20 protein-coding genes and 1 pseudogene are annotated in these 25958 nt (G+C 38.6%); 9 read left to right on the top strand and 12 right to left on the bottom strand.

Going from position 1 to position 25958, the window contains the following annotated elements:
- Positions 1–146: 146 nt before the first annotated feature.
- Entirely contained in the window at positions 147–3716 is a 3570-nt protein-coding gene (nifJ, locus tag NLP_RS20380; protein WP_104907980.1) for a pyruvate:ferredoxin (flavodoxin) oxidoreductase, read from the top strand.
- 349 nt (positions 3717–4065) lie between these two features.
- The gene (locus NLP_RS20375) at positions 4066–4398 is read left to right on the top strand and encodes a hypothetical protein (RefSeq protein ID WP_234016997.1); all 333 of its coding nucleotides are present in this window, start codon (positions 4066–4068) and stop codon (positions 4396–4398) included.
- Positions 4399–4465: 67 nt separating this feature from the next.
- Here the strand turns inward: NLP_RS20375 and NLP_RS20370 are convergent, their stop codons facing one another.
- From NLP_RS20370 to NLP_RS20355, 4 genes are all read right to left on the bottom strand, one after another.
- Positions 4466–5377 carry a DUF1338 domain-containing protein gene (locus tag NLP_RS20370; protein ID WP_104907979.1) on the bottom strand — a complete coding sequence of 304 codons (912 nt, stop codon included), beginning with the start codon at positions 5375–5377 and terminating at the stop codon, positions 4466–4468.
- Positions 5378–5548: 171 nt separating this feature from the next.
- The gene (locus NLP_RS20365; RefSeq protein ID WP_104907978.1) at positions 5549–6880 is read right to left on the bottom strand and encodes an acetyl ornithine aminotransferase family protein; all 1332 of its coding nucleotides are present in this window, start codon (positions 6878–6880) and stop codon (positions 5549–5551) included.
- 255 nt (positions 6881–7135) lie between these two features.
- Positions 7136–7702: a DUF2808 domain-containing protein gene (locus tag NLP_RS20360; RefSeq protein ID WP_104907977.1), complete on the bottom strand. Its 567-nt coding sequence runs from the start codon at positions 7700–7702 to the stop codon at positions 7136–7138.
- A 22-nt stretch (positions 7703–7724) separates the two neighbouring features.
- Positions 7725–8156: a DoxX family protein gene (locus NLP_RS20355; RefSeq protein ID WP_104907976.1), complete on the bottom strand. Its 432-nt coding sequence runs from the start codon at positions 8154–8156 to the stop codon at positions 7725–7727.
- 492 nt (positions 8157–8648) lie between these two features.
- On the opposite strand from NLP_RS20355, the gene NLP_RS20350 reads away from it, so the two are divergent.
- The 6 genes from NLP_RS20350 to NLP_RS20325 all read left to right on the top strand — a co-directional run bounded on the left by NLP_RS20350 (position 8649) and on the right by NLP_RS20325 (position 15010).
- Positions 8649–10823 (top strand): DEAD/DEAH box helicase, encoded by a 2175-nt coding sequence (locus NLP_RS20350; RefSeq protein WP_104907975.1) that lies wholly within the window; start codon positions 8649–8651, stop codon positions 10821–10823.
- Positions 10824–11338: 515 nt separating this feature from the next.
- On the top strand, positions 11339–11710 hold the full coding sequence (locus NLP_RS20345) for a TerD family protein (protein ID WP_325034686.1): 372 nt from the start codon (positions 11339–11341) through the stop codon (positions 11708–11710).
- Complete coding sequence (locus tag NLP_RS20340; protein WP_104907974.1) at positions 11682–12164, top strand: TerD family protein; 483 nt, start codon at positions 11682–11684, stop codon at positions 12162–12164. The genes NLP_RS20345 and NLP_RS20340 overlap by 29 nt, the downstream gene beginning before the upstream one ends.
- A 69-nt stretch (positions 12165–12233) precedes the next feature.
- Positions 12234–12806, top strand: a complete 573-nt coding sequence (locus tag NLP_RS20335) for a TerD family protein (RefSeq protein ID WP_104907973.1) — start codon at positions 12234–12236, stop codon at positions 12804–12806.
- Positions 12807–12907: 101 nt separating this feature from the next.
- Positions 12908–14305 (top strand): TerD family protein, encoded by a 1398-nt coding sequence (locus NLP_RS20330; RefSeq protein ID WP_104907972.1) that lies wholly within the window; start codon positions 12908–12910, stop codon positions 14303–14305.
- A gap of 6 nt (positions 14306–14311) precedes the next feature.
- The gene (locus NLP_RS20325) at positions 14312–15010 is read left to right on the top strand and encodes a matrixin family metalloprotease (protein ID WP_104907971.1); all 699 of its coding nucleotides are present in this window, start codon (positions 14312–14314) and stop codon (positions 15008–15010) included.
- A 20-nt stretch (positions 15011–15030) separates the two neighbouring features.
- Here the strand turns inward: NLP_RS20325 and NLP_RS20320 are convergent, their stop codons facing one another.
- The 5 genes from NLP_RS20320 to NLP_RS20300 form a co-directional block, all read right to left on the bottom strand.
- Positions 15031–15816: an FHA domain-containing protein gene (locus tag NLP_RS20320; RefSeq protein WP_104907970.1), complete on the bottom strand. Its 786-nt coding sequence runs from the start codon at positions 15814–15816 to the stop codon at positions 15031–15033.
- 475 nt (positions 15817–16291) lie between these two features.
- Complete coding sequence (locus NLP_RS20315) at positions 16292–18985, bottom strand: PAS domain S-box protein (RefSeq protein WP_104907969.1); 2694 nt, start codon at positions 18983–18985, stop codon at positions 16292–16294.
- A 402-nt stretch (positions 18986–19387) separates the two neighbouring features.
- Positions 19388–20566: a DNA double-strand break repair nuclease NurA gene (locus NLP_RS20310; RefSeq protein WP_104907968.1), complete on the bottom strand. Its 1179-nt coding sequence runs from the start codon at positions 20564–20566 to the stop codon at positions 19388–19390.
- Positions 20567–20738: 172 nt separating this feature from the next.
- Positions 20739–21524, bottom strand: a complete 786-nt coding sequence (locus tag NLP_RS20305; RefSeq protein WP_104907967.1) for an HAD family hydrolase — start codon at positions 21522–21524, stop codon at positions 20739–20741.
- 137 nt (positions 21525–21661) lie between these two features.
- On the bottom strand, positions 21662–22228 hold the full coding sequence (locus tag NLP_RS20300; protein WP_234016996.1) for a Rieske 2Fe-2S domain-containing protein: 567 nt from the start codon (positions 22226–22228) through the stop codon (positions 21662–21664).
- Between the two features lie 328 nt (positions 22229–22556).
- Between NLP_RS20300 and NLP_RS20295 the strand changes: the two genes are divergently transcribed.
- Entirely contained in the window at positions 22557–22886 is a 330-nt protein-coding gene (locus NLP_RS20295) for a hypothetical protein (protein WP_104907966.1), read from the top strand.
- Between the two features lie 104 nt (positions 22887–22990).
- Here NLP_RS20295 and NLP_RS20290 read toward each other — a convergent pair.
- The 3 genes and pseudogenes from NLP_RS20290 to NLP_RS20280 all read right to left on the bottom strand — a co-directional run.
- Positions 22991–23113, bottom strand: a pseudogene (locus NLP_RS20290) (DUF1016 N-terminal domain-containing protein); the annotation flags it as partial.
- A 495-nt stretch (positions 23114–23608) separates the two neighbouring features.
- Positions 23609–24499: a hypothetical protein gene (locus tag NLP_RS20285; protein WP_104907964.1), complete on the bottom strand. Its 891-nt coding sequence runs from the start codon at positions 24497–24499 to the stop codon at positions 23609–23611.
- A 7-nt stretch (positions 24500–24506) separates the two neighbouring features.
- Positions 24507–25862, bottom strand: a complete 1356-nt coding sequence (locus NLP_RS20280) for an AAA family ATPase (RefSeq protein ID WP_104907963.1) — start codon at positions 25860–25862, stop codon at positions 24507–24509.
- Positions 25863–25958 lie beyond the last annotated feature (96 nt).

The following is a 25958-nucleotide window of genomic DNA, read 5'->3' as shown; positions in this document are numbered from 1 at the left end:
GGCTGTTTATGCAGCAGTTTGTCATTCAGTAAGGCACAAAACTTCCAAAGCCAGATCAAGAGCCTGTTTTGCTTCTGACTTATGATGACTGACTCCTGAATTCTGCTCTTCTATTTACACTGAAAGGCGGGGACAAAAATCAGATTATGAACAAAACCTTTGCAACCGTTGATGGGAATGAAGCTGTCGCCCGTGTTGCTTACAAATTAAATGAAGTGATTGCCATTTATCCGATCACCCCCTCTTCAGCAATGGGTGAATGGGCAGATGCTTGGTCAGCCGAAGGTCGTCCTAATCTCTGGGGTACTGTTCCCAGTGTCGTGCAGATGCAAAGCGAAGGTGGGGCGGCTGGTGCTGTGCATGGGGCATTGCAAACAGGTTCCCTGAGTACCACCTTTACGGCATCTCAGGGATTATTGTTGATGATTCCCAACTTCTACAAAATTGCTGGTGAGTTGACTAGCGCCGTAGTTCACGTTGCAGCCCGTTCTTTGGCTACTCATGCTTTATCAATTTTTGGCGATCATAGCGATGTGATGGCAGCTCGTGCTACTGGTTTTGCCCTGCTGTGTTCCGCTTCGGTGCAGGAAAGTCAAGATTTTGCTCTCATCGCCCATGCTGCTACCTTAGAGACGCGAGTCTCGTTTATGCACTTCTTTGACGGTTTCCGTACATCACATGAAGTACAGAAAGTCAAATTACTTTCAGATGACGATTTGCGATCGCTCATCCACGATCATCTCATACTCGCCCACCGCAGCCGCGCTCTCACTCCAGATCGTCCAGTCTTGCGGGGAACTGCCCAAAACCCCGATGTTTACTTCCAAGGACGGGAAGGTGCTAACCCTTACTACAACGCTTGTCCAGAAATCGTCCAGCGCATCATGGATGAATTTGGAGAACGCACGGGAAGGCATTACAAAATCTATGAATATTACGGTGCTAAGGATGCCGATCGCGTTATCGTTCTTATGGGTTCAGGCTGTGAAACCGTTCATGAAACGATAGATTATCTTAACGCGCGTGGTGAAAAACTGGGTGTAGTGAAAGTGCGACTTTATCGCCCCTTTGATGTCCAAAGGTTTGTTGCAGCCTTACCAACTAGTGTAAGAGCGATCGCAGTTCTCGATCGCACCAAAGAAGCAGGTAGCGCTGGGGAACCTTTGTATTTGGATGTTGTGGCTGCTATCTATGAGGCGTGGGGAGAAAATACTCTCTCATACCCTAAAATTATTGGTGGTCGCTACGGTCTTTCTTCTAAAGAATTTACTCCGGCGATGGTGAAAGGGATTTTTGATACCCTTACTGAAGCTAAACCGAAGAACCATTTTACTATCGGTATTAATGACGATGTAACTTACACTTCTCTAAACTTTGACCCCAACTTCTCCACAGAATCAGATAATGTTGTTCGGGCAATGTTTTATGGGTTAGGTGCTGATGGTACTGTTGGGGCTAATAAAAATTCCATCAAGATTATTGGTGAAGAAACCGACAATTACGCCCAAGGCTACTTTGTCTTTGACTCCAAGAAATCTGGCTCGATGACTGTCTCTCACCTACGCTTTGGTAAAGAGCCAATTCGCTCCACTTACTTGATTGACCAAGCCAACTTTATTGGTTGTCATCACTGGGGATTCTTAGAACACATAGATATTTTGAAGGCTGCTATTCCTGGGGCGACTTTGCTGCTTAACAGTCCCTATGATGCAGATAGCGTTTGGGAAAATCTGCCGTTGAAAGTGCAGCAGCAAATTATCGATAAGCATTTGAAGTTATATGTGATTAATGCTAGCCAGGTTGCCCGTGAAAGTGGCATGGGTGGCAGAATTAATACCATTATGCAGGTATGCTTCTTTGCCTTAGCGGGAGTCTTGCCGCAAGAAGAAGCGATCGCTAAAATCAAACAAGCGATTGACAAAACCTACGGTAAAAAAGGTGCAGAAGTTGTCCGCATGAACTTGCAAGCTGTAGACAACACCTTAGACAACTTGCATAAAGTAGATATCCCACAGACAATCAACAATCAACAATTAACAATCAACAATCCAAGATTGCTAGACAGCGCTCCCGAATTTGTGCGGGAAGTTCTGGGCAAAATCATGGTATGGGAAGGTGATGACTTACCTGTTAGCACACTACCAGTTGATGGCACTTTTCCCGTAGGTACTGCCAAGTGGGAAAAATGTAACGTTGCCGAAGAGATACCTGTATGGGAGCCGGATGTCTGCGTTCAGTGTGGGAAGTGCGTTATGGTTTGTCCCCATAGTGCAATCCGTGCCAAAGCTTATCAAGAGGATGAGTTAGTCAATGCACCAGGAACCTTTAAGTCAACTGGTGCAAAAGATAAAGACTTTGCCAATCAAAAATTTACCATTCAAGTTGCCCCAGAAGATTGCACAGGATGCACGATTTGTGTAAATATTTGCCCTGCTAAAGATAAATCTGAACCATCGCGGAAAGCGATTAACATGGCGCAACAGTTGCCATTACAAGAACAAGAGCGGAAAAACTGGGATTTCTTCTTGAGTTTACCTAATCCTGACAGGCGATCGCTAAAATTAAACCAGATTCGCCAACAACAACTGCAAGAACCTTTATTTGAATTCTCTGGTGCTTGTGCAGGTTGTGGTGAAACACCTTACTTGAAATTATTAACACAATTGTTTGGCGATCGCGCTGTCATCGCCAATGCTACAGGTTGTTCTTCAATATATGGTGGGAATCTCCCCACAACACCTTGGACAACCAACGCCGAAGGACGCGGCCCCGCGTGGTCAAATAATCTATTTGAAGATAACGCCGAATTTGGTTTTGGCTTCCGCCTCTCCCTTGATAAACAAGCTGAGTTTGCGGCGGAATTGTTGCAACGGTTGGGGAGTGAAATAGATGAAAACCTTGTTTACTCCATCCTGAAAGCTGAACAAAAATCAGAGGCTGACATTTGGGAACAGCGAGAAAGGATAGAACTGTTGCAGCAGAAGTTAGATGAAATCGTCACTTTCGACCCTAATCTCAAATCTCAAATCCAAAATCTCAAATCCCTTGCAAATTACTTAGTGAGAAAAAGCGTCTGGATTGTTGGCGGTGACGGTTGGGCTTATGATATTGACTTTGGCGGCATCGATCATGTAATTGCTAGTGGTCGGAATGTCAACATCTTGGTGATGGATACAGAAGTGTATTCTAATACAGGCGGTCAATCTTCCAAAGCTACGCCACGAGCCGCAGTTGCTAAATATGCCGCTAGTGGTAAGCCAGCACCAAAGAAAGACTTAGGGATGATTGCCATGACCTACGGAAATGTCTACGTAGCGAGTGTAGCCCTTGGTGCTAGAGATGAACATACCCTGAAAGCATTTTTGGAAGCAGAAGCTTACGATGGCCCATCACTGATTATTGCTTACAGCCATTGCATCGCCCACGGCATTAACATGACTACAGGGATGAATCATCAGAAAACTCTGGTAGAATCAGGTCGTTGGTTGCTGTATCGGCATAATCCAGAGTTGCTTAACCAGGGTAAAAATCCTTTGCAATTAGATATGCGATCGCCGAAGCAATCTGTAGAACATTCGATGTATCAAGAAAATCGCTTCAAGATGCTGACCAAGAGCAAACCCGACGTTGCCAAACACTTATTAGAACAAGCCCAAGCTGAAGTAGATGCACGTTGGCAAACGTACCAATATTTGGCAAAACGCGATATTCTCTGAACATTAACCCTAATTTTAGTTATAAAAATTGCGACTTAACTAACTCAAGTCGCAATTTTCGTTATAAAAATCCATTTTTTTTGTTACAAACATCATAATTTTCGTTACAAAAAACCATTTTGGTTACTAAATTCATTATTTTTGTTACAAACATTATAAATTTTGTGAGAAAAAAACCATTTTGGTTAGTAAATTTGTTATTTCCGTTACAAACATGAGAATTTTTGTTACAAAATCACCATTTTAGTTACTAACGCTGTGGTTTAAGTTGTATTGAACCACAGTGTTAGTCAACAAACGCGCAAATGTTGGGTTTGATTCCTCAACCCAATCTGTAAAAAAGAGTGCAATGTCTACGACAGACACTGACGCTCGAACGCAAGAGCGGGTTGCAGATAAGTCTCCACCCTCAACGGGTTCCCAAGGTGACAAGATTGTACTGGATAAGACTACCTTTGGTGCGATCGCTTCTACTCCAGGAACAGGTTTTAGTAACGCCAGTGATTTTAAAATCACGAATTCAGCCGGGACTAGCACGGCAAAAATTGTGTACGATCCTGTGAGTGGGCAGTTATTCTACAACCAAAATGGTAGTGCAGCTGGTTTTGGCAGTGGTGGTCTATTTGCAACTCTAACTAATGCGCCAACTCTCACGGCATCTGATTTTGTGTTGCAAGCATAATTATGCCCAAAACACGAAACTACTAGCTCAGAACCTTGAAATTGAATCCTTTACTAACACCTCTGGGCTATTTGGATAGACGAGTCATTTCAAATAATTGCAGGGCATTACTTCCTAAAAAAGCATCAAAAAGTACCTGCTTTCCAGATTCCACATCTATTAGATAGCGCTGGGCAATTTCATAATAGGCATAAGTCCAAGGAATCTGAATTTCTGCGCCACTGTTATCATCTAACACTGTCACCATTGACCTTACTGCTTGAGTTGCAGTTTGCTGTAAACCACAAGCAACATTTCCCTCTATCTCTGCTTTCATTGGTACACCCAGGTTAGCTAAAGCACTGGCGGTAGTATCAATATCTGGATATTCTGGAGTATTCTGTCCGTTAACATAGCCTGTAAAGTGGTTAACACCATATCCGTGCAGCAATACCCAGGCCCCATACTGAGTAACCTGATTCACCTCTTCGACAACAGAACGCTGGGGAGGTAGCCAAGGGCGGGTGAAGACTTGCTGGAGTTTGGCAATAGTTTCAATGTTCCCGTCTTTTTGTATAAGAGTAAGGTGTGAGGTCAGTTCGTCTAGGATTGAAGATACTGTTTTAGAGATGAGTTGGGCAATATTAGCAGGCAATTCATCGACAATCAACTCGCTGATAAACAGCTTGGGTAAGTTAAATTCCTCTTGCTGTGGATGACAATAATGACGGGCGTACAAATGAGTTTGAGCAAAAGTATACTCTCCAGCCGCCACATAACCTAAAGCTTCTGCAAGTTGTCCAAGGTAGTTAATTCCTAAGTTAAGTTGACCTTGTGGAGTATCTACTAATAAACGCAAAGACCGAAAGGCGATGTGGTCGTTGGCGACAGTCCCACCAGCAGCAGTAATCATTTGCTGGTAAGTACGGGCATAATTTACCCTGGCGCTGTATTCTTGCCAAAGTAATTTCCATAAATCAAGGGCTATTTCAGGTTTCATAAAGTATTAGGGATTGGGGATTGGGCATGGGGCATTGGGTATTGGGCATTGGTTATTTCCTTCTCCCTTACTCCCCATTCCCTATGATTTTTTAAGAACTTACAGCTATTTTCAGGTAAATAGACCACGCCGTAGGGGTGCAAGGCCCTGCGCCCCTACAACAGATGTGGTTCAAATACATGAAAACTGCTGTAAAATCTCGCTGATAATCTGAAGGGCTATCTGAATTTGGTCGCTGTCGATAACTAGAGGTGGACAAAAACGAATTGCTGCTTTACCGCAACCTAGTAATAATAAACCTCGTAAAAAAGCTTCTTGAATAATGCGATCGCGCAATTTATAATCGAGATTACCTTGTTCATCCAATAAATCTACCGCTACCATCAAACCCTTACCTCGTGGCAACGATACTCTGGGAAATCTTTGATGCAACTTGGTAAGACTAGCTTGTAACAATTCTCCCATCTGGGTAGCGTTGGTCATCAAACCACTTTCCAGTAGTCGCAGTGTGGCAATACCAGCAGCACAAGCTACGGGATTACCGCCAAATGTGGTGGCGTGAGAACCAGGAGGCCAAGTCATTAACTCAGGTCTGGCAAGTATGGCTCCTAATGGCAAACCACTGGCGATACCTTTAGCAGTAGTAATGATATCAGGCATCACACCCCAATGCTCGATCGCAAATAAGCGACCAGTCCGCCCCATCCCCGCTTGCACTTCATCCACCACCATCAGAATACCGTGGCGATCGCATATCTCCCGAATCCGCTGCAAGAAACCATCTTCGGGTACGATATATCCACCCTCTCCTTGAATCGCTTCGACGACGATCGCCGCTACTTCTTGCGGTGGTAAAATCGTCGTGAATAGCTGTTGTTCCAAGTAATCTAAGCTAGCGTCAGTGCCGTAAGGGATATGAGTCACCCCAGGAAGTAAAGGCCCAAAATTAGCTCGCTGCACTGCTTTGGAACCAGTGAGAGACATTGCCCCATAAGTGCGTCCGTGAAATGCGCCTAAGAAGGCTACGATTAGCGATCGCTTGGTGTAATATCGAGCTAGTTTGATTGCTCCTTCGTTGGATTCTGCCCCGGAATTGGTGAAAAATATCTTTGCGGGAAACCCACTATCACTATGTGGGTGTGGAAAGGGAGCGCGAATCGCTAATTGTTCCGCTAGTTCTACCATCGGCTCATAATAAAAATCTGTCCCTGACATGTGCAGCAGCCGCGCCGACTGTTCTTGAATTGCCTTGACGACTTCTGGGTGAGCGTGTCCGGTGGCGGTAACGGCAATACCTGCGGTCATATCCAGAAATATATTGCCATCTACATCTTCCACCATACAGCCCTGACCGCGAGATACAACCAACGGGTAATCGCGGGTGTAAGAAGGGGAAGTTACAGCGCGATCGCGTTGTACAATTGCTTGAGCGCGAGGCCCAGGTAAGGAAGTTACTAAACGAGGTATACGAGATAAATTTAGGTTAATAGGAATACTCAACATAATTTTTTCTATTTTTAAAGATTACTGATGATTAAACGCTAAAGCTTGATTGCTTACAGTAGCATTTGATTCCATTGCTGTAAGAATTACGCATTTACCGAAAAATCAGAGTATACGTCAGCGACTCAGGAAAAATACAGCTAATTTTTCCTGAATCCTCAAAGATATATAACGAAAAAGCTTGATGGTAAGCGCTTTCGTATTGTTTAAGACTCTTGCCCGTTTTTATAACACAACTTTTAGAAAATGTTCCCTCTATGGGAACCACCAACTTCCCGTATTGCTGTAGAACTGAAACCGTCCAAAGCCAAGAAATTGACCGTGAGATTTTTCACCCACAGGGAATGCTGTAACACCGAATAAGTAAACACCAGAAAAGCTTGGATTACTCACAGGGCGGAGGGCGATTGTAACTGTCTGTCCTGGAGTTACAGGTGGGTCAAAGTTTACAGAAACCGTGCGTGTGTGGCGCTCGTTTGTAACTGGGCCTAGTTTCAGTTGGGTTTCTTTGCGATGGCGTGTTCCGATAAATGCACGGGTATCATCAAGATTGTAGCGGATGTTTTCTGACCCCTCTTTTTGGGCGATCGTTACCTTCTGGAGGGATTCTCCAGCATTTTCCGGCACATTGATAGTGAAATAGTAAGTTGCGCTAAAAACATTAACATCTTTATAAGTAGTTGTCGCTTCAACAAGTTTTGGCGGTTGGACAAAATAGACAAGGCCATCTCTAAGCTGCACAGCTTGAGTTACCGGAAGTGTAACTCCTCCAATGCCTATTGCTAACGAGAATGTTATTCCAAACAAAGTTGCAAGGCGCATGATTCAAATATAAAAAACGCACTTATTCTGATTCTAGTTCCTTGGGAATCAGTGACTTAGGAATGATAGAAGCTTGTTTTTCCCCAATCGAAGATTTCGTGTACCACCAAGCCCAAGCAATTAAAACAGCTTGAAAGGGAAGTCTAACTACGTGTACCCAAGGTGAGTTTGGTATATGTTCTAGCTGAATGTGATTAACCGCCATATTGATATTGGCAGGGAAAACCGCAATAAAAAGAGCAATAAGTCCCCAAGCAGCAGCTTGACTTACAGGCGGAACTAATAACCCAATACCACCCAAAATTTCATAAAAGCCACTGAGATAAACTAATCCTAAAGGGTAAGGAAGTTGCGGTGGCATAATTTTGACATAAGGTTCTGGAATAGCAAAGTGTGTCACTCCAACCACAATGATGCATGTAGCAAGGATGACACGTAATATTTCCTTATTCATGGTTTTTGCTTCATTATATACTTGCCCCTATTACTTCAGTTTGACTGATGGATGTTAATCTGCATTGAGTCAATAGGAGTAAAAATCGACAAAATTTTCCAAAGTACTTACAAAAACGATTGCAAGTATAAGTATAACTGATTCTCGGTTAAGTAGGTACTGAACCCCACCCCCAACCCCTTCCCCGCTGTTTCGTGGGAGGGGGTTATGATGTAAATTGTTTTATTAGGAAACGTTATCATAACGCAGTGCTACAATTGGGAATTCCGTAGACTTGAATAGACATAAAACAATTAAGCAGCAATCTGCATATATGACATAGTAGGTGGAACTTCTGCCACCAATGTGGTAGTAGAATATCTACGACAGAAATTTAAGGGTAGTGATCGCTTTTAGCAATCGGTAATTCCAAGCATGGAACTTGTTGAGCCATGATTCGAGGGTTCTGAAATACCAAGGAGTAGTTTTACTAACACTTCTATCCATAAAAAAATGAGCGATGCCTTTAGCCGACTTGCACCCTTCATCCAAGAATATATTTATCATCACCAGTGGACTGAATTACGACCAGTTCAAATTGCCGCTTGTCAAGTTATATTTGACACTGATGCTCACTTGTTAGTTACGGCTGCAACTGCTGCTGGTAAAACAGAAGCAGCCTTTCTACCAGTTTTGACTCTATTACATGCCAACCCTGCTGCCACAATTGGCGCATTATATATTAGTCCAATTAAAGCTTTAATTAACGATCAATTTGAGCGTCTCAACGACTTACTCAAAGAAGCAGATATTCCAGTTTGGCACTGGCACGGCGATGTTTCGCAAACTCGAAAAAACAAGCTTTTAAAGAATCCTCAAGGCATTCTCCAAATTACCCCAGAATCTCTAGAAAGTTTGTTAATTAATAAAAATAACGACCTACTTCGCTTATTTGGTGATTTAAGGTTTGTCATTATTGATGAAATTCATGCCTTTATGGGTTCAGAACGCGGTTGCCAAATTATTTGCCAATTACAACGTTTAGCAAAGTTTACGCAAAAACAACCGCGCCGTATTGGTTTATCGGCAACTCTTGGTGATTACTCAATAGCTGAAGAGTGGTTGCGTTCGGGAACAGATAAGCCAGTAATTACACCAAAAATTGACGGTATAAAACGGCAAATAAAACTAGCTGTAGAACATTTTTATATTACTGATGAAGTAGATGAATCAGAGGCGACAGCTGATGAACAATATATTTTCAACCTCAGCAAGTCTCGCAAATGCCTGATATTTGCTAATAATCGCACACGTACTGAATCTGTAATTGCATCTTTGCGACAAATTGCCACAGGACAAGGACTACCAGATATATATCATGTGCATCATGGAAGTATATCTGCTAGTTTGCGGCAAGCTGCTGAAAATGCGATGCGTGAACCCAACAATCCAGCTGTTACCGCCGCCACTCTGACTCTAGAATTAGGCATAGATATTGGTTATTTAGAGCGAGTGATTCAGTTAGAATCACCCCTGTCTGTAGCTAGCTTTTTACAGCGTTTGGGACGTAGTGGTAGAAGAGGTGAAGCTGCTGATATGCGTTTCGTCTGCGCTGAAGATAAGCCATTACCAGAAGCTTCTATACCAGAACAAATCCCCTGGCAACTTTTGCAATGTATTGCGATTATTCAACTTTATTTAGAGGAACAATGGATTGAACCAATCAAACCAATTAAATATCCTTTGAGTTTGCTTTATCACCAAACAATGAGTATTTTAACAGCAGCAGGGGAAATTTCAGCTAATGCCCTAGCTAAACAAATTTTTAGTTTGCCGCCCTTTGCTGCTATTTCCAAAGAAGATTTCCAATTATTGCTTCGTTATTTAATTGATATTGGTCATATTCAGCATACTGAACAAGGTAAATTAATCTTGGGTTTGGCAGGAGAAAAGGTAGTGAGAAAATTTCAGTTTTATGCTGTTTTTGCTGAACAGCAAGAATACATTGTTAAGCAAGGTTCAACAGAAATTGGCAGTATTGTCACGCCACTTCCTGTTGGTAATCAATTTGCTTTAGCTGGGAGAACTTGGGAAGTCGTAGAAGTTGACTTTCAAAAGAAGGCTATTTTTGTTAAACAAGCTGAGGGTAAATCTAGTATTTATTGGCGTGGTTGTGGTGGGACTATTCATACCAAAGTTTTGCAACGAATGCAGCAAGTCTTATTTGAGAATATCGAGTACAGTTACTTGCAAAAAAATGCTTTGCAACGCTTACATCAAGTTCGCAAATTGGTGCAGCAGGTTGAATTAGATAAACACAATATTGTAGAATTAGAGAAAGGTAAATGCTGTATTTTTCCTTGGATGGGTACGGTTGCTTATCGCACCTTAGAAAGATTGCTCAACTCGTACTGCCGGGAATCATTAGAAATTACAAGTATTGGCGGAGTAAATCCCTATTATTTGACAATTAAATTAGGCAAAGATAAATTTAAATATCTTTATCGTGAAATTACTTCATTGTGCGAACAAAGAATTACCTCAGGAGATTTAGTTAGTACTTCAGAAGCACCAGAAATTCAAAAATATGATGGTTTTATTCCTGATCCACTTTTATGGAAAGCTTTTGCTAACGATTATTTAGATATGAGGGAACTCAAGCAACAAGTGGCATTGTGGAGAGATTAAATTAATCCATCTTTAAGTTGCATAATCCTTAGCCTCAGAAATACACTCTTATGCAGAGAATGGGAGACACCAGGATGCAGAATGAATATTAGCTTAAACTCCCTATGTCTTTAGATACGACATTCATACAGCATATCCCTCATTTATTAAGAACCTCAAAAATTCTATTTTGGAGTTTACGTATTTTTACTGATTTCAGCGCTTATTGAAGGTGACTACGATAGAGCGCATAACAAATATGACATACACTGCATTCTGTAGCGTGTTTGTTATCACTCAACTGTAAATAGGTAAACTTCTTGGTTAATTCTAATAGAAAACTAGGTTGACCAAATCAATCTTCAAAACTAGCCAAGTCAAAAATTAAATAATTACTGGTGAAGTTTTTTCTAAAAAACCAGCGCCATAGGTAATTATTTTTTGTTGATATCTACAATTTTCCACTTATTTGAAAGTAACAATAAACAGATTACTTACTTGGTGCATCCATTTGCTATAAATAGGAAGAAAAAATTATGGCAGTTTCGCTAACAAAAGGACAAAGAGTTTCACTTGAAAAAGTTGCTCCTGGCTTAACAGATGTCTTTATTGGACTTGGATGGGACGTTAAAGCTACAGATACAGGTTATGACTTTGATCTAGACTCCTCAGTGTTCATGTTAGGTATTAACGAAAAACTTATTTCTGACAACCACTTTATTTTTTATAATAACCTCACAAGTCCTGACTCTGATAAATCGCTTCAGCACATGGGAGATAATCTTACTGGTGCAGGTGAGGGTGATGATGAAGTTATCAAAGTTGATCTTAAAAAAGTACCAGTAGATGTTCAAAAAATAGTTATTACTGTAACTATTCATGAAGCACAGCAACGCTTCAGACTTTGATTTAGACGCCTCTGTAATCTGTTTAGATCAAAATGGCAAAATAACAGATATAGGCAATCTTGTTTACTTTGGTAATCTATCCCACAAATCAGGAGCTATTACCCATCTGGGTGATAATCTCACAGGTGCGGGAGAAGGTGATGACGAGCAGGTTCTTGTAGATTTAGCTCGTCTACCAAAAGAGATTGTAAAATTGATTTTTACAGTTAATATTTATGATTGTATTACTCGGAAGCAAGAATTTGCACAGGTAAAAAATGCCTTTGTACGCCTAGTCAATACATCTAATAATCAAGAACTCGCTAAGTATCATCTATCGGGTTCTGAATATAAAGGAATGACCGGAATGATTATGGCTGAAATTTACAATCATAATAATGAGTGGAAATTGGCAGCTATTGGCAACGGCATTAACGTTAATGGTTTAGAGGGACTTGTGAAAGTTTATGCTTAAGTAGATATCAAGTTACTCAAATCCATAGAAATTCAGAATCTAATTCACTTACAAAAATAGGTAATAATTATGTCAATTAACCTCAGTAAAGGTGAAAGGATCAATCTTTCAAAAGAAGCACCAAGCTTAAAAAATGCTGGAATTGGTTTAGGATGGGATATCAATGTTACAGACACAGGTTCAGCTTTTGATTTAGATGCTTCTATATTTATGTTAGGTAGTAACGGAAAAATTCCTAATGAAAAATATTTTGTATTTTATAATAACTCACAATCACCTGATGGTTCTGTCAAACACGAGGGAGATAGCAGAACTGGAGAGGGTGTAGGGGATGATGAAACGATTCAAATTGATTTAAGCAAGGTGGATGCTTCAGTTCAAGAAATAGTTTTTGTCGTGACTATCCATGAAGCAGAGCAAAGAAAGCAAAACTTTGGGCAAGTCAGAAACTCGTTTATCAGAATTTATGACAATGCCACAGAAAAACAAATTGCTAAGTATGAATTAGATGAAGATGCTTCCGCAGAAACTGCAATTGAGTTTGGTAAAGTTTATCGAAAAGATGGAGAATGGAGATTCCAAGCTGTCGGTGCTGGTTATAAATCAGGGCTGCAAAGTTTTGTAGACCGATACGCTGCTTAGTATATATCTCATAAATTAATACAAAGGAGGTATTCATTGTTGTTACCCCCTTTTTTTGCATAAAAAATTAACAAATTTTTAATTGATAGGATGTGTATTAAATGGAAATTGAATTAAGCAAAGGCAGCAGGTTTAATCTTTCTAAAGAAGCTCCGAATTTAAAGAAAGTAGCTATTGGCTTGGGTTGGCAAGTAAATCAAGCTGGGCAAAGCTATGATATTGATGCTTCTGTATTTATGTTAGGTGCAGATGGTAAAATTCCCAATGATAAATATTTTGTCTTTTACAATAACCTTCACTCACTTGATGGATCTTTAAAACACTCAGGAGATAATAGAACTGGGGAAGGGAATGGAGATGATGAAACAATTTATGTTGATTTGGCAAAAGTCAATCCAGCTATTCAGGAGATAGTTTTTGTTGTCACTATTCATGAAGGGCAAGAAAAAAATCAAAATTTTAGCCAAATCAAAAATGCTTTTATCAAGATTTATAATCACGAAAGCAAAAATTCTTTAGCTCGATACAATTTAAGAGAAGCTTTTTCTCAAGAGACAGCTTTGCAATTTGGACGCTTGTATAAAAAAGAGAATGAATGGAGATTTCAAGCGGTAGGAGAAGGCTATAGTTCTGGACTACAAAGTTTTGTAGATAAATATATTTCCAAAACTAAACAGGAAGAATCTACAAAAGTAGAAAGGGTGCAAGAAAACTGTAAAACTAAACTAAATATATCGTTAGATAAAAAGCTTGAGCGAGAAGCACCACATATTTTCAATCTTGTTAAAAAAGCAGATATATCACTTCAAAAAGCAAATTTGACGAATCATAAGGCTAAGGTTGTGCTTTGCCTTGATATCTCTGGCTCAATGAGTGCGCTCTATACCTTAGGTAAAATTCAGCGGTTTGCTGAAAAAATTCTGGCTTTAGGATGTCGTTTTGATGACAACGCCTCTATTGATATATTTCTATTTGGAGCTAAAACCTATAATGCAGGTGAAATGACTATTGAAAATTTTAAAACCTTTATTCCAAATCTCTTGAAAGAGTATCCACTAGAAGGTGGTACTTACTATGGTAAAGCTATAAATATGATTAGAAAATTCTATTTTCCAATATCTAAAAAAACTAGTGCAAAAAATGCTACTCCAGTTTATATCATGTTTGTGACGGATGGAGCAACTTCTGACGAATCACAAACAGAAAAATCTCTTAGAGAGTCTTCGTATGAGCCTATCTTTTGGCAATTTATGGCGATAGGCAAGTCACGTAAGGATGTTAAAGATAAAGGTATTTTAGGTTGGCTAGCTAAAGCAAAAACTAGTGATTTTACCTTTTTAGAAAAACTTGACGAAATGAGCGATCGCTATCTTGATAATTCAGATTTTTTTAGTTTAGAAGACCCAGAAAGTATAGCAGATCAAGAGCTTTATGATTTACTAATGACTGAATATCCAAACTGGGTAAAATTGGCCAAAACAAAGAATCTATTACAATAAAAATTAATGTCTCTTTACGATCGCCTGGATTTAACTAGACTCAATCGCAAGCTCAAAGTCCCGATTTGGGAACGCATAGACTTGACTATACCTGTTAAACTCCGTTGTCAGGGATGTTGTTCGCGCATTCAGTCTCAGTGGGAGTTTTGCCCTTCCTGTGGAAGAATTCTCATAGAGAGAAATAGCGAGTTTCGCCGTTGTATTTGGGTAGATGTTTCGGGAATGGACATTGAAGAGGAAAATAGAGAAGTAATCAATAGTATTCTCAGTGATGCCTTTTCTAAGCTCTACGGTGCATTTAGAAGTGTTGAAGTATTTTTGACATCTGATTCGCCTGAACCCAAGGAATGGGGGGACAATTTTACTCATATCTATGTATTTGCTGATAACCAACCAGTTGACTATCTAGGAGTAGCTACTTTTAAATTAGGAATGGTTACAAATCGTGCGATTATCCGCATAGATCAAGTATTCTATGCTTCTTACAATGCCAGTCTTCATGTTAATCAATTGTCTAACTTAATCGCCAATACCATTGCCCATGAAATTGGACATACATTAGGACTCGATCATTCTGCACTACCAACGGATGTAATGCATGATGGACTTGACCATATAATTCATAGCTCAATGCCGCCATCGTTTCACGCATCGCAAATAAACTTGATGAATCATGCTATTCGCAGAGAAGTAGGATGGAAATAATTAAGAATGATTAAAATGAGTTATTTTTTAATTAATTTCTGGAGCGATCGCAAATCATAATTTAAGATTTTTCCAGTATTCAAAAGTTGATATCCAGCGATAAATAAAGCAGATGATGCCACAAAAACTAAAAGATTAACTGACGCGAACACATTACCAGTAAACGCTATAACTATAATTCCTAGCGCTATCAAAATCCACCCTAAGTTAGGGTTTATTCGCTGCTGACAAAGGACGAAAATACCGGAAATACATAGTAATAAACCAGGAATACCAAAAAATATACCAACACGAATATTTGCAGTTAAAATGATGATGCCTGCAACCATCAAAGCAAAGCCTATATACCTGGTTGTTTGATTCACCAGAGTTTGTCTGCTGTTCAGAGCAATTTGAGCCTGCATTTTTGTGGAACTTGTAAGAGGAAGAAGATTTTGTTGAGATTGTATCTTATATTGAAATATAAATGTAACTTTTTCTTCTTGACCAAGGTCTATTTTATCTCCTATATTTATTGGGCAGGGTGTTCTAGGTTCTAATCTAGTGTTGTTGACAAATGTGCCATTAGAACTTCCTAAATCTTCAATAAAGTAATTATTTATATGGATTTGAATCCGTGCGTGGATGCGAGAAACTACATCTACATCTGGCAAGTTGGAAACATCAATATCCGGCGGAATTTGGTCATTTGGTTTACCGATATGAAACACCGCAGTATTTGGTGATAACTCAAAAGCAGTGTTGGTTTGGACATGAAAAAGCTCTAAACTCAGTCCTATAGTGTTGGATGTACTTAAATTTTGCATAGTTTTTAGTCAATATTTTCTCTAGACTTTTGATTCTTGCAAATTAGTAGACAATTTAAATCCGTTATGGCTTACCGATTCCCCCATCTGATGCAAAGGAATCTCAATCGAAACAGAACTCTATAGTAACGAGCCACGGTGCTACTAAGCACTTGTTCATAAAATTCAATTTAAATTATAGACAAGTAAGTCGGTGAGAAGAATTCAAACTATATTAACTAATGTAAAAAATATTCAAATTATTTTGTAGTGAGAGCTTCAGCTCTCACTACAAACCTTTAATTATTTACGTCGTCCTACTTAGTTGATCTTAGAGTACCGAACGACTAACTGACCTTAGTTTGCTCATGTGGACTAAGGTCAGTTATCAGTTACGCATAACATGTGAGCAGAGGGCTATTTACATATTTTTTCTGAAACAAATCTCAAAGTACAGCTTTGCGTAAAATCGTAGCGTTTTGAAACGTAGAGTATTTTAAATTGGAATGTGAATCCAGAATTCTGTGCCTTGTCCTGGTTCTGATACACAATTCAAAATTCCACCATGTTTTTCTACTACAATTTGGTAGCTAATTGACAGTCCTAGACCTGTTCCCTTTCCTACCTCTTTTGTGGTGAAAAATGGATCAAATAAGCGCTTTTTAATGTCTTCTACCATTCCTAATCCGTTGTCAGCAATTCGGATAACAGCAAATTTACTCTCTAAAATTTCAGTACAAATTATAATTTGCGGTTTATGATTTGTTTTTATCTTGACCATTGATTCTTCTAAAGCATCGATCGCATTAGTTAAAATATTCATAAATACTTGATTAAGCTGCCCAGGATAGCAATCAACTAAAGGCAAATCACCATATTCTTTAACTATAGATATATTTAAGCCAATTCCATTATTTTTCCAGCGGTGATGCAAAATTAATAACGTATTGTCAATTCCTTCATGAATGTCAACTAGTTTTTTTTCTGCTTCATCATGACGAGAAAAATTTTTCAATCCCAAAACAATCTCACGAATACGATTAGTACCCATATTCATTGAGGATAGGAGTTTAGAAAGATCGCTAGCAATGAATTCAAAATCAATTTTTGCAGCGAAATCTTTAATTTCTACTTCTGGTTGGGGATAATGTTGTTGATAAAGGTGCAAGAGAGTTAACATCTCTTGAAAGTATTCGTTAGCATAGGTTAAGTTACCATGAATAAAACTAACTGGATTGTTAATTTCATGGGCCACTCCAGCGACTAATTGTCCTAAGCTAGACATTTTTTCATTTTGGATCAGTTGAGATTGAGTTTGTTGCAATTTATGCAAGGTTTCGGTGAGTTTTTCAGCTTGAGTTTGAGCCTCTAAAGTAGCAGCGCGACTTTGGGTATAAAGTTGTGCGTGATCGATAGCGATCGCTAGTTGATCGCAAACAGCTTGTAATAGGTTAATTTCACTATTATTCCAAACGCGATCGCCACTACAATGACTGCACACAATTGCTCCAATTTCCCCAGAATTACTCTTAATTGGTAGCATTAGTTGAGATGTGATACCAAACTCAATTAAAAGTTCTTGCACATCATATTCGAGATGTGATTTGCTATTAATATTGTCGATGCAGCTTAGTTCTTGAGAGAGAAGGTTTTGAGTCAAAAAAGTGCTTTTTTGCAGTGGAATACTGCCTAACATACTTGCCAAGTTAGGGTTTCGTGCTTCATAGCTAATAGTTAGGCTTGGTTGAGATGGATGCGGTAAATAAGAAAGAAAGTAGCAACGGTCAATTTGTAATAAGCTGCGAATTTCATTCACAGCAGTTTCTAAGATCATATCTAGGTTAAGAGAACTACGGATTTGGCTAGCTAAACGCAGTAATAAAGCTTCCCGACGACTGAAGATTTCTTCTCGTGCCCAGATTCTGTCAATAGCCACAGCAATATTATTAGCAATCCAATTTAATAGGTTATGAGTTGGTTCGGTAAATAATTGCTTGCTAAATAAAGCCATTATACCGATTATTTGCTGCTCTACTATTAGGGGATAAGCAGAAAATCGTAAAATTGATAATGTAGAATTGAGAAGTTTATCGGAATTATTAATTGATAGTTCTTCGTTAAAAATTGCTTGGTGATTTTGAATCATTAAGCCAATAATATTATTGACTAAAGCGATATGCTCTGGGAAATCTTGGGTATCGCTCAAAGCACTACAACTAATATCTGTGCAATGAACGCCAGCCTGCAATTGTAACTGGTTTGTCTGTGTTTCAAATGTCCAGATACAAACAAAACTGATATCAAGATATTGGGAAATAGTATTTGTACAGTTTTGCAAAATTTCTGGAAGTGTGCCACTTTGAGATAAGGCTAAACTGACTTCTGCACTCAAAACTGACAAGCGCGATCGCTCCAATAAAGCTAACTCTGAAAGCTTGCGCTGTGTAATATCTGTACGAATTGATACATATTGATAGGGTTTTTCATCTTGTCCCAACATTGGGGCGATCAAAGTATCTACCCAATAAAAAGTACCATCCTTGGCTTTATTTTGAATTTCTCCTTTCCATATTTTTCCTTGAGCAATAGTTTTCCATAAATTTGCAAAAAATTCTTTTGTGTGGTATTCAGAATTGATAATCCGATGATCTTGCCCTAAAAGTTCTTCTGGAGAATATTGAGAAACTTTACAAAATAAGTCATTGACATAGGTTATTCTTCCAGTTCTATCAGTAATAGCTACCAGTGAATGGGCATTTAAGGCAAATTTAAAAGCTTCTAATTCATGGATAGAATTGTTTAGCGCTATCTCATTTTTTTTATTAATAGTAATATCACGAGCTACTGCATAAATCAATTTTTCTTCAGTAAAGCCAGTTGCATTCCATGATAGCCATTTGTAAGAACCATCCTGACAAAGATAGCGGTTTTCAAAACTGATTGCGTCTACAGATTGTGTAAGTTTTTGGGCTACTGCAATAGTTGATTCACGGTCTTCAGGGTGAATAAATTCGATAAAAGGTTTAGCAACTAGTTCATAAATTGACCAACCTAATGTTTTTGTCCATACTGGATTTAAATACTTAAAATAACCATCAAAATTAGCAATACACAATAAATCTATAGAAAATGAGAAAAATCGAGAGTATTTTTCTTCAGATTGTTTGTACTCAGATTTAATTAGTTTCATCAGCTTTTTAGGTATGAATATTTTTGGATAAAAGGTAATACGTTTATCGTTAAAATTAAATAATCATTGCAATAAAATGTTTCAATCTAGAAACTTGCCTAATGTCAGTTATGACTAAGACTGGTTACTTACGAATAAAAACGTAATGAACTTGATAGTAAAGCCAATAAGTATCTACTAGTTTTTACTGAGTAAGCTAGCTGTTGACTTAATTCTCTACTAAATAAAGGTTTCCCTAAAAAGCTGTAAAGTAAACATTTAGATTTTAAATTTAAGATAAGAAGTGTTACGTATTTTTTTATCTGTCATTTTCCTTAAGTAGCTAAGGTATTAAGACCGTAAAACGTAATTCGTAATTCATAATTATAATTATGAATTACGAATTACGAATTACGAATTATTTTAAGCAATACTCCCGCGCTTTCTGGCTTCTTTGTAGGAGGTTCCGACATTTTTTAAACCAGCTTTAATCATTTGTTGTTCGAGTAGGGCGAAAAAACGCGCTTTATCGCCACCTTTTACTACTGCTTGATTATGCGCTTCAGCGATCGCTACAGGGTAGCCATATCCTTTTTGCACTTGTGCTAACATCAGTCCCAGTGCTTGGTCTAACATGGTTGCATTCTCCGCTACCCATGCCGGAACTTCAATTCGGGCGATTTCAGTACCAACGTGGACGTAGCAAAAATAAATGGTTTGATCGCCGTAGAGTTCGAGAATTGGGGAATTGCTGCGCCATAAGGTACTGCGTTGTCCGGGTTTGAGCCGGGTTGCCCAAACAGAAGTATCTCGCAACTGTTCAAAAATTTTACAAGGTACTTTTTCTAGCTGATTTGGGCAATGACTTTTACAGTCTGGTACTGGATAGGGACAAGCCAATAGCCGTAAAAAGTTCATTGTTTCGATGCTGCGAGAGGCACTAAGATAGCCCATCAACGGAATTTTAGCCTCACGCATCTGCTGCCAAGCTTCCAGGATGGGGGGTAAAATGCGATCGCGTGCATCCATCGGCAATTGTTCTAAAAACCAGTAAATTAGCGAACCATCTACCATTGCTAGCGCTGGCGTATCCCCTGGCGCTGCACTACACGCCAGTTCTGCTAACACCGTTGTTTCGGAAGCAGTGCGGCGAAAACTCATCCATTCCTCGGTTCTAATTCCCCACTGCCGAGACATATATAAATCTTCTGGGCGGTAAAATACTTCTGGCAAACTATCGAGTAGCGGATGGCGATTTTGTCCGTAGTGTAAGACGACTCTGCCGATATTTAGCAGATAACAGTAAGCAATTTCATGATGGTTGGGGGCTATTTGGGAACCATCGGTAGCGATGACAGTATGAATTTTTGGCGGAACAGGGATATCAATGCAGGTTTCTAGTGCTTCAATTGGGGTAGCATTAGCAAAGAGAATGCGATCGCGCCATTTTTCCTGGCGATCGATTAAATCTTGTTGGCACTCGTAAGCATTTTTTAAATGTTGTTGTGCCAGTTCTAAACGCTGACGATTGGCAGCAGCTTCTAAAGTAAGATGCTGACTTAAACCCTGCATTTCTCGCGCCAGTTTTGTTAGGTCAAGCATAAAAGTAAGTGTGAAGTGAGGAGTGAATAGTTGTAAGTTATTATTTCACCTAAATTTACAAAATATATAATTTTATTTAGATAGATACATCCATAAATTAGATATGTATTATTCATAACTATTGTAGAGACGTAGTACTGCTACGTCTCTTTTTCACTAAATATTTAATATATTAAAGCCAAGCTGAGAAATCTTTGGCAAACTGAGAAAGTGATAACAACTGAATTCGTGGATCGTTTTGAGCCGTTTCCCGTTCGGCTTGGGTGTTATAGCCCCAGTCTGCAAGGAAAAGTTTCACATCCTCAAGGTCTGCTTGCTGTTGGATTAACTGTAATGTCTTGAGTCTATCTTCTACAAACCAGAGACTAACTGGCTTGTCTTCTACTGACTGGATTAATTCTCGCAAAATATCATATTTGGGACGCTTGACTTCTTTCCCAAAGATTGCCTCTGGTGGTAAATTCACCCCTTCTTGTTGCAACAACTGCTGTACAAAACGCCCTTCTTTAGTTGTCACAATGTATAGCTTAACTCCACTGTCAATAGTTAATTTGATTTTTTCTACTACCGCCGGATAAAATCTATGCAGACTCAGCCAACCACTTAAATCCGTGGTAATCCATTCATCTCGCTGCTTATCTAGTTTCGCACCTATTTCTTTTGCTTGTAGCTTGTCATTTAACAAAATTTGTGGGGCAATGCTTACCCATTCATGAAGAATTTTTTCGTCAGGAATCCCATCTATCAAGGCTTTAATTAAAATGGGCATTTCCCAACCCGTTTCAATAACAGGTCTTAGGCGATAGAATCTCAAAGCTAAATCATCTGGCGGTGTGTCGTTAGCAGAAGACCAAATTTCACAGTAAGTACGCCATGCTACCTCAAAATATTCAATTAATCCGTCGCAAATCACTCCATCAAAGTCTAGGGCTAAAATTTTGGGACTACTTGCGGTCATTGGTTTGAGAATAAAACTGCTGTTGTCAGCTTACCCGACAAATTTAAATCATGCAGTAATTTTTGTTAGTCTTTTATAATTTATAACTTGCTGAAAAAGTATGGTGGAATTGTGACATTTGATTGGTTATTAGTAGATTAACGAGGATCTACAGCAGGTTTGCGATCGACTAAACGAATTTGGTTTTGCTTGACTACTACGGTGATTAGTGGTAGAGAACGTTTAGCTGGCCCGCGAACAACTCGACCCTGAGAATCGTATTGAGATCCATGACAAGGACAAATAAAGTGATTCTTCTCAAGATCCCACTTTACTGTACATCCTAAATGGGTGCAGATTGGACTGATACCGTACTCAGCAATCTTTGGCCCGTCTTGAATAATTAGATAATCAACGCTACGATCTGGCAAGCCTTTTACCAGAATCGGAATTCCTGGCTTTGCGGTTGCTAATAGTGCATTAGCCTCAATTTGCTTGCCGTCTTCAGCTAGTGTTACCGATCCGGGAAGATAATTTTGACAGCGTGAATTCTTGGGATAAAGCGAGCAAAGGGTTTCTAGGTCTATCTCACGACTTTGGCTGACTTTGGGAAATAGATATCCGATAGCTACTGATGCAACGGTAGTACCTAGCATATAGGTTAAGAAATCCCGACGCGTTTTTATCCTCGCTGGAATTTTGCTATTAGTAGAAGAATGTTCCATAATAATTCGATTTACCGACAAAGGTCTTCTAGTATACTACGGTGCGATCGCATTAGGATTAATATATATTTGTGTTTACTGTCGGTTAATTTTGAGAAAATTTGCTTTTTTTAAGAGTTGTTCCTGAACTTTAATTTTTAATTACTATTTATTTCTAGAGTATGAGGTTATTTCTCAACTTCAGAGCTAGGCTATAACCTAAGATATGTACTTCAAAAAATCTCTTCAAAATATATTCTCAAACTCTCTCCAGAGAAAGAACTCTTTATACCTTTAATTTTTTAAGCTGTTGTTAGTCGAGTTCCATATTTTAATAACTGAAAGCGCCATGAGTGAGAAAAATCAAGAAAATCAAATTAATCAACCAGTAACTGAAGACCGGGATTCTCGTGAGCTAGACGTAAACAAAGAAAATTTAACCGCGAATCCAGGAGATAGAATCTCTGATAAGCCTCAATCAATTGAAGAGAAGGCTAAACAGGCAGCTGTTGATGATGTACCAGACATTACAGGCGAGAGAATCACAGTCCCTACTTACTTCGTTGTGGATGAACCCAACGGCGAAAAGAAGGCACTCCACCACGTTAAAGACGCTGAAGAGATTTCCGACGTAATTCGGCAAATGCGACTTGACGAAAATGGAAATCGAATTTGGTAGTAGTTGTTTATGGAAGACGCAGAGAGACGGAGAAGTTATCAAATACTTTCTCCGTTTTTTTGCATCTCCTACTCAGTGGATCTTCTTTGTGCTTGCACAAATTCCTAGTCTGGATAAGCTTCAGCAAATGCCCGCACATACTTGAGGTTGCGAACCGGAAATCCCTTCATCTCTGGAAAAGCTTTCTGCAAGTCATCTGTCAGACGATTAATAACTTTTGTGTCCCAACCATTGCGAACATACTGGCAGAAATTTGAGCGATCGCAAGTGTTGGGATAATGAACACAATCCCATGTTTTGAATGGAGATTATACTCAGAAGGTATACAAACAATTAGAACTAATTGCCTAATTTGACAAAAAAGCGTAGGCGTAGCCCGTCGTAGACATTGCTCTCATCGATGAAACTGAGTAAATTCCTATCTAACTAGCCGATTACAAAATAATCATCATTAATATGCAGTTATTGCATTAATACGGATTTACTATAGCTTCACAGATGCGATTCTAAATGAGGGAATAAAGATGGATACCCCTGGTGTTGACCAGGGGCTTTCTATTTCGCTGTAAAGCGCTACCGATCACATTGTTGAGATAGTAAGCGCTATATCTGAATCTGGCGACAAGCCGTTTTGCGTCTGTATACTTATTTTCTAGTGAGAGATAACAGCAATGTCTACGACGGGCTACGCCTACCTGGATATAAGCGATTATTCGCCTAGATTATCTGTCAATACGAGCCAGTAAGCGCTGAAATAGACCTTCTTGAGACAATTTATCAGCATCAATACATGCCAATAAGCTCCTTGCAAGAATCTCTGAATTGTAAGAACTCCTGATTTCTGTCCCGAGATAGGGTCTGATGTACCAACACAAAAGCTCAGTAAAATCATGCCCATGAATTTTATATCGTATTTCTATCAGTTTTTTTGCACGTAATTCTTCGAGTTTAGTTATGAATCTCGATTCTTGTGAGCGATTACTATTGCTATTTAAATATTTAGTAATGAAAGTTTTTAACTCAAACTGAACCTGATAATCTTTTTTATTCAATTTACAGCAGTCACCAAATTTGTCGAGCCATCTCATATTTAAATTAAGTGCTTCATTAGTATCCCTAATTAAAAATAAATCCTCTAATACTCTAGATAATTGATTTAGTACTTCCCTAGCTTTGGGCTGAGATAAACCTAGTCCTAAACGCAGACATTTATCTAAAACAGCCTCATTAAATAGGTACATCTCAAGACACGAATAATCAGTAAATAATAGTAAATCACACTGATACTCTTTGCAAAATAGCCAATCAAAATCCTTATCTGCAACACATGTAATATGTAGAGAAGTTTCTGAGAGTTTATCATTTATATAAAGGGCAAGAGTAATAACACGACTTCGATTATTGTCTTTTAATCCTTGTTCAAATAATAATTGGGCAGGAATTTCAACTGTATCAATTTCATAAACAGCAAAACCTTGATTTTTTTTCTGGTCTAAAAACCATTCTATCAATAGCTTATCTGTCTTTCCTTCAACATATATATCACGCAGATCAGGCTCAAGTTCATATCTAGTTACAAGTTCGTCAAGCGTGCGTCGTATTTCATTCTCCATTTTTCAATTATTTCTCCATCTTCACAAGCTTAACGACATTGTTGTTATACTGAGAAAGTAATTCAATTGAATGAGTAGCTAATATAAATTGAACTTGGCTTCCTTTTGTCAGTTCAAGCAATGCATGAATAAGTTGACGCTGCCATTTGATATTTAGTGATATTTCTGGCTCATCAATAATAAAGATTGTTGCTTTATCTCTCGCCGTCAGAGTATTACAAAAAAGTAGTAAAAGTTGCTTTTGTCCTGAAGAAAGGGTTTCTGGGGATAATTCTTTTCCTTCGTCAGTAAATATTTTTAGTCCGTCTCTGACATGCAACCTTATATATTTATCACGAAAAAATAATTTATTGATTGTCGTTTCAAAAATGGTCAATAAATTTTGTGTATCCTGGAGAGCATCAAAACGTGCTGTTACACTATCTAGGTATGGTTTCAACACTCTTGATATAATTGAAGAATCGGTTTTAGTATTAGATTTTAGTACGTTAACAATTTTTTGAGTATCTAATGGTGACATTAACCCAAAACTAGAAAAATCTTTACTACGATCCTCATGAGCTTTTAGCTCCCTGATTAGCATTTCAGGTGATTCTGATAATTCTTCTTCGACTAAACTTCCTGAAGTCTGAAGAATTCTCGTAATAATTTCTTCGTATATATTATGAACATTTGCTTCTCCTTCATTAGCTCCTCTTAATGCTTGGTCACGAATCCATTCTTCAGTTCTGTGAATAGATATACTCAGCGTCAATTCTCTATTTAAACTGGGCTTTTCTTCTAGAAAATTTGCCATTTTTGACAGCAAAAATTGTTTGTATTTTTGTTCATCTTTAAGTTCTTCCTGACCATCAAACATATCACTATCTAAGACTCTATCATCACCTAAAAAAAACAGGCTCAATCGCATTTTTATGAAATTTCTATAAAATTCATAATCTTGTATTTTTTTATGTATATTTTTCACATCATTGTCAATATCAGCGTAAACTTCAGTAGAAAAAGTTACATGATTTTTTTGGAGTACTTTAAGTTGAAATGAGCCAATTAAATTCTCATTTTTTCGGCTAGCAATAATGCTTGTTCCATCAGCTAGAAAAACTGAAAAATTGGCAAAAGGAGTCTTTGCTAAAAAAGTAAGATGACCACGTTGCTTACCTGTTGATAACAGGTGAAATAAAAGTTTAAGGATAGTCGTTTTACCAGAACCATTGTCACCATAAAGGATGATTAGTGAAGAATCTATGTGAGGATTATTATCTTTTTTTTCCAAAGTATATGTATACTTACCAAAGAGTCGTTCTACTTCAATGCGAACTACAGATAGGGGAAGGCTAGCTGTGTTTATATCGAGCATCTGCATAAAAATTGCTGTTCCTTATTTGAAGAGATAGGGTTGTAAAAGCTGAAATTTATTTTACTCCCCTAATTACACTTTATCGCTCAATCACGTGGCAAT

It is taken from the genome of Nostoc sp. 'Lobaria pulmonaria (5183) cyanobiont', from assembly GCF_002949795.1.
Classification (GTDB): domain Bacteria; phylum Cyanobacteriota; class Cyanobacteriia; order Cyanobacteriales; family Nostocaceae; genus Nostoc.
The sequence above is the reverse complement of the archived record's forward strand: the minus strand, read 5'-3'. Positions and strand labels throughout refer to the sequence as shown.

Coding starts and splice junctions, on each gene's coding strand:
- nifJ (WP_104907980.1), top strand. CDS start 147: ATGAACAAAACCTTTGCAACCGTTGATGGGAATGAAGCTGTCGCCCGT.
- NLP_RS20375 (WP_234016997.1), top strand. CDS start 4,066: ATGTCTACGACAGACACTGACGCTCGAACGCAAGAGCGGGTTGCAGAT.
- NLP_RS20370 (WP_104907979.1), bottom strand. CDS start 5,377: ATGAAACCTGAAATAGCCCTTGATTTATGGAAATTACTTTGGCAAGAA.
- NLP_RS20365 (WP_104907978.1), bottom strand. CDS start 6,880: ATGTTGAGTATTCCTATTAACCTAAATTTATCTCGTATACCTCGTTTA.
- NLP_RS20360 (WP_104907977.1), bottom strand. CDS start 7,702: ATGCGCCTTGCAACTTTGTTTGGAATAACATTCTCGTTAGCAATAGGC.
- NLP_RS20355 (WP_104907976.1), bottom strand. CDS start 8,156: ATGAATAAGGAAATATTACGTGTCATCCTTGCTACATGCATCATTGTG.
- NLP_RS20350 (WP_104907975.1), top strand. CDS start 8,649: ATGAGCGATGCCTTTAGCCGACTTGCACCCTTCATCCAAGAATATATT.
- NLP_RS20345 (WP_325034686.1), top strand. CDS start 11,339: ATGGCAGTTTCGCTAACAAAAGGACAAAGAGTTTCACTTGAAAAAGTT.
- NLP_RS20340 (WP_104907974.1), top strand. CDS start 11,682: ATGAAGCACAGCAACGCTTCAGACTTTGATTTAGACGCCTCTGTAATC.
- NLP_RS20335 (WP_104907973.1), top strand. CDS start 12,234: ATGTCAATTAACCTCAGTAAAGGTGAAAGGATCAATCTTTCAAAAGAA.
- NLP_RS20330 (WP_104907972.1), top strand. CDS start 12,908: ATGGAAATTGAATTAAGCAAAGGCAGCAGGTTTAATCTTTCTAAAGAA.
- NLP_RS20325 (WP_104907971.1), top strand. CDS start 14,312: ATGTCTCTTTACGATCGCCTGGATTTAACTAGACTCAATCGCAAGCTC.
- NLP_RS20320 (WP_104907970.1), bottom strand. CDS start 15,816: ATGCAAAATTTAAGTACATCCAACACTATAGGACTGAGTTTAGAGCTT.
- NLP_RS20315 (WP_104907969.1), bottom strand. CDS start 18,985: ATGAAACTAATTAAATCTGAGTACAAACAATCTGAAGAAAAATACTCT.
- NLP_RS20310 (WP_104907968.1), bottom strand. CDS start 20,566: ATGCTTGACCTAACAAAACTGGCGCGAGAAATGCAGGGTTTAAGTCAG.
- NLP_RS20305 (WP_104907967.1), bottom strand. CDS start 21,524: ATGACCGCAAGTAGTCCCAAAATTTTAGCCCTAGACTTTGATGGAGTG.
- NLP_RS20300 (WP_234016996.1), bottom strand. CDS start 22,228: ATGGAACATTCTTCTACTAATAGCAAAATTCCAGCGAGGATAAAAACG.
- NLP_RS20295 (WP_104907966.1), top strand. CDS start 22,557: ATGAGTGAGAAAAATCAAGAAAATCAAATTAATCAACCAGTAACTGAA.
- NLP_RS20285 (WP_104907964.1), bottom strand. CDS start 24,499: ATGGAGAATGAAATACGACGCACGCTTGACGAACTTGTAACTAGATAT.
- NLP_RS20280 (WP_104907963.1), bottom strand. CDS start 25,862: ATGCAGATGCTCGATATAAACACAGCTAGCCTTCCCCTATCTGTAGTT.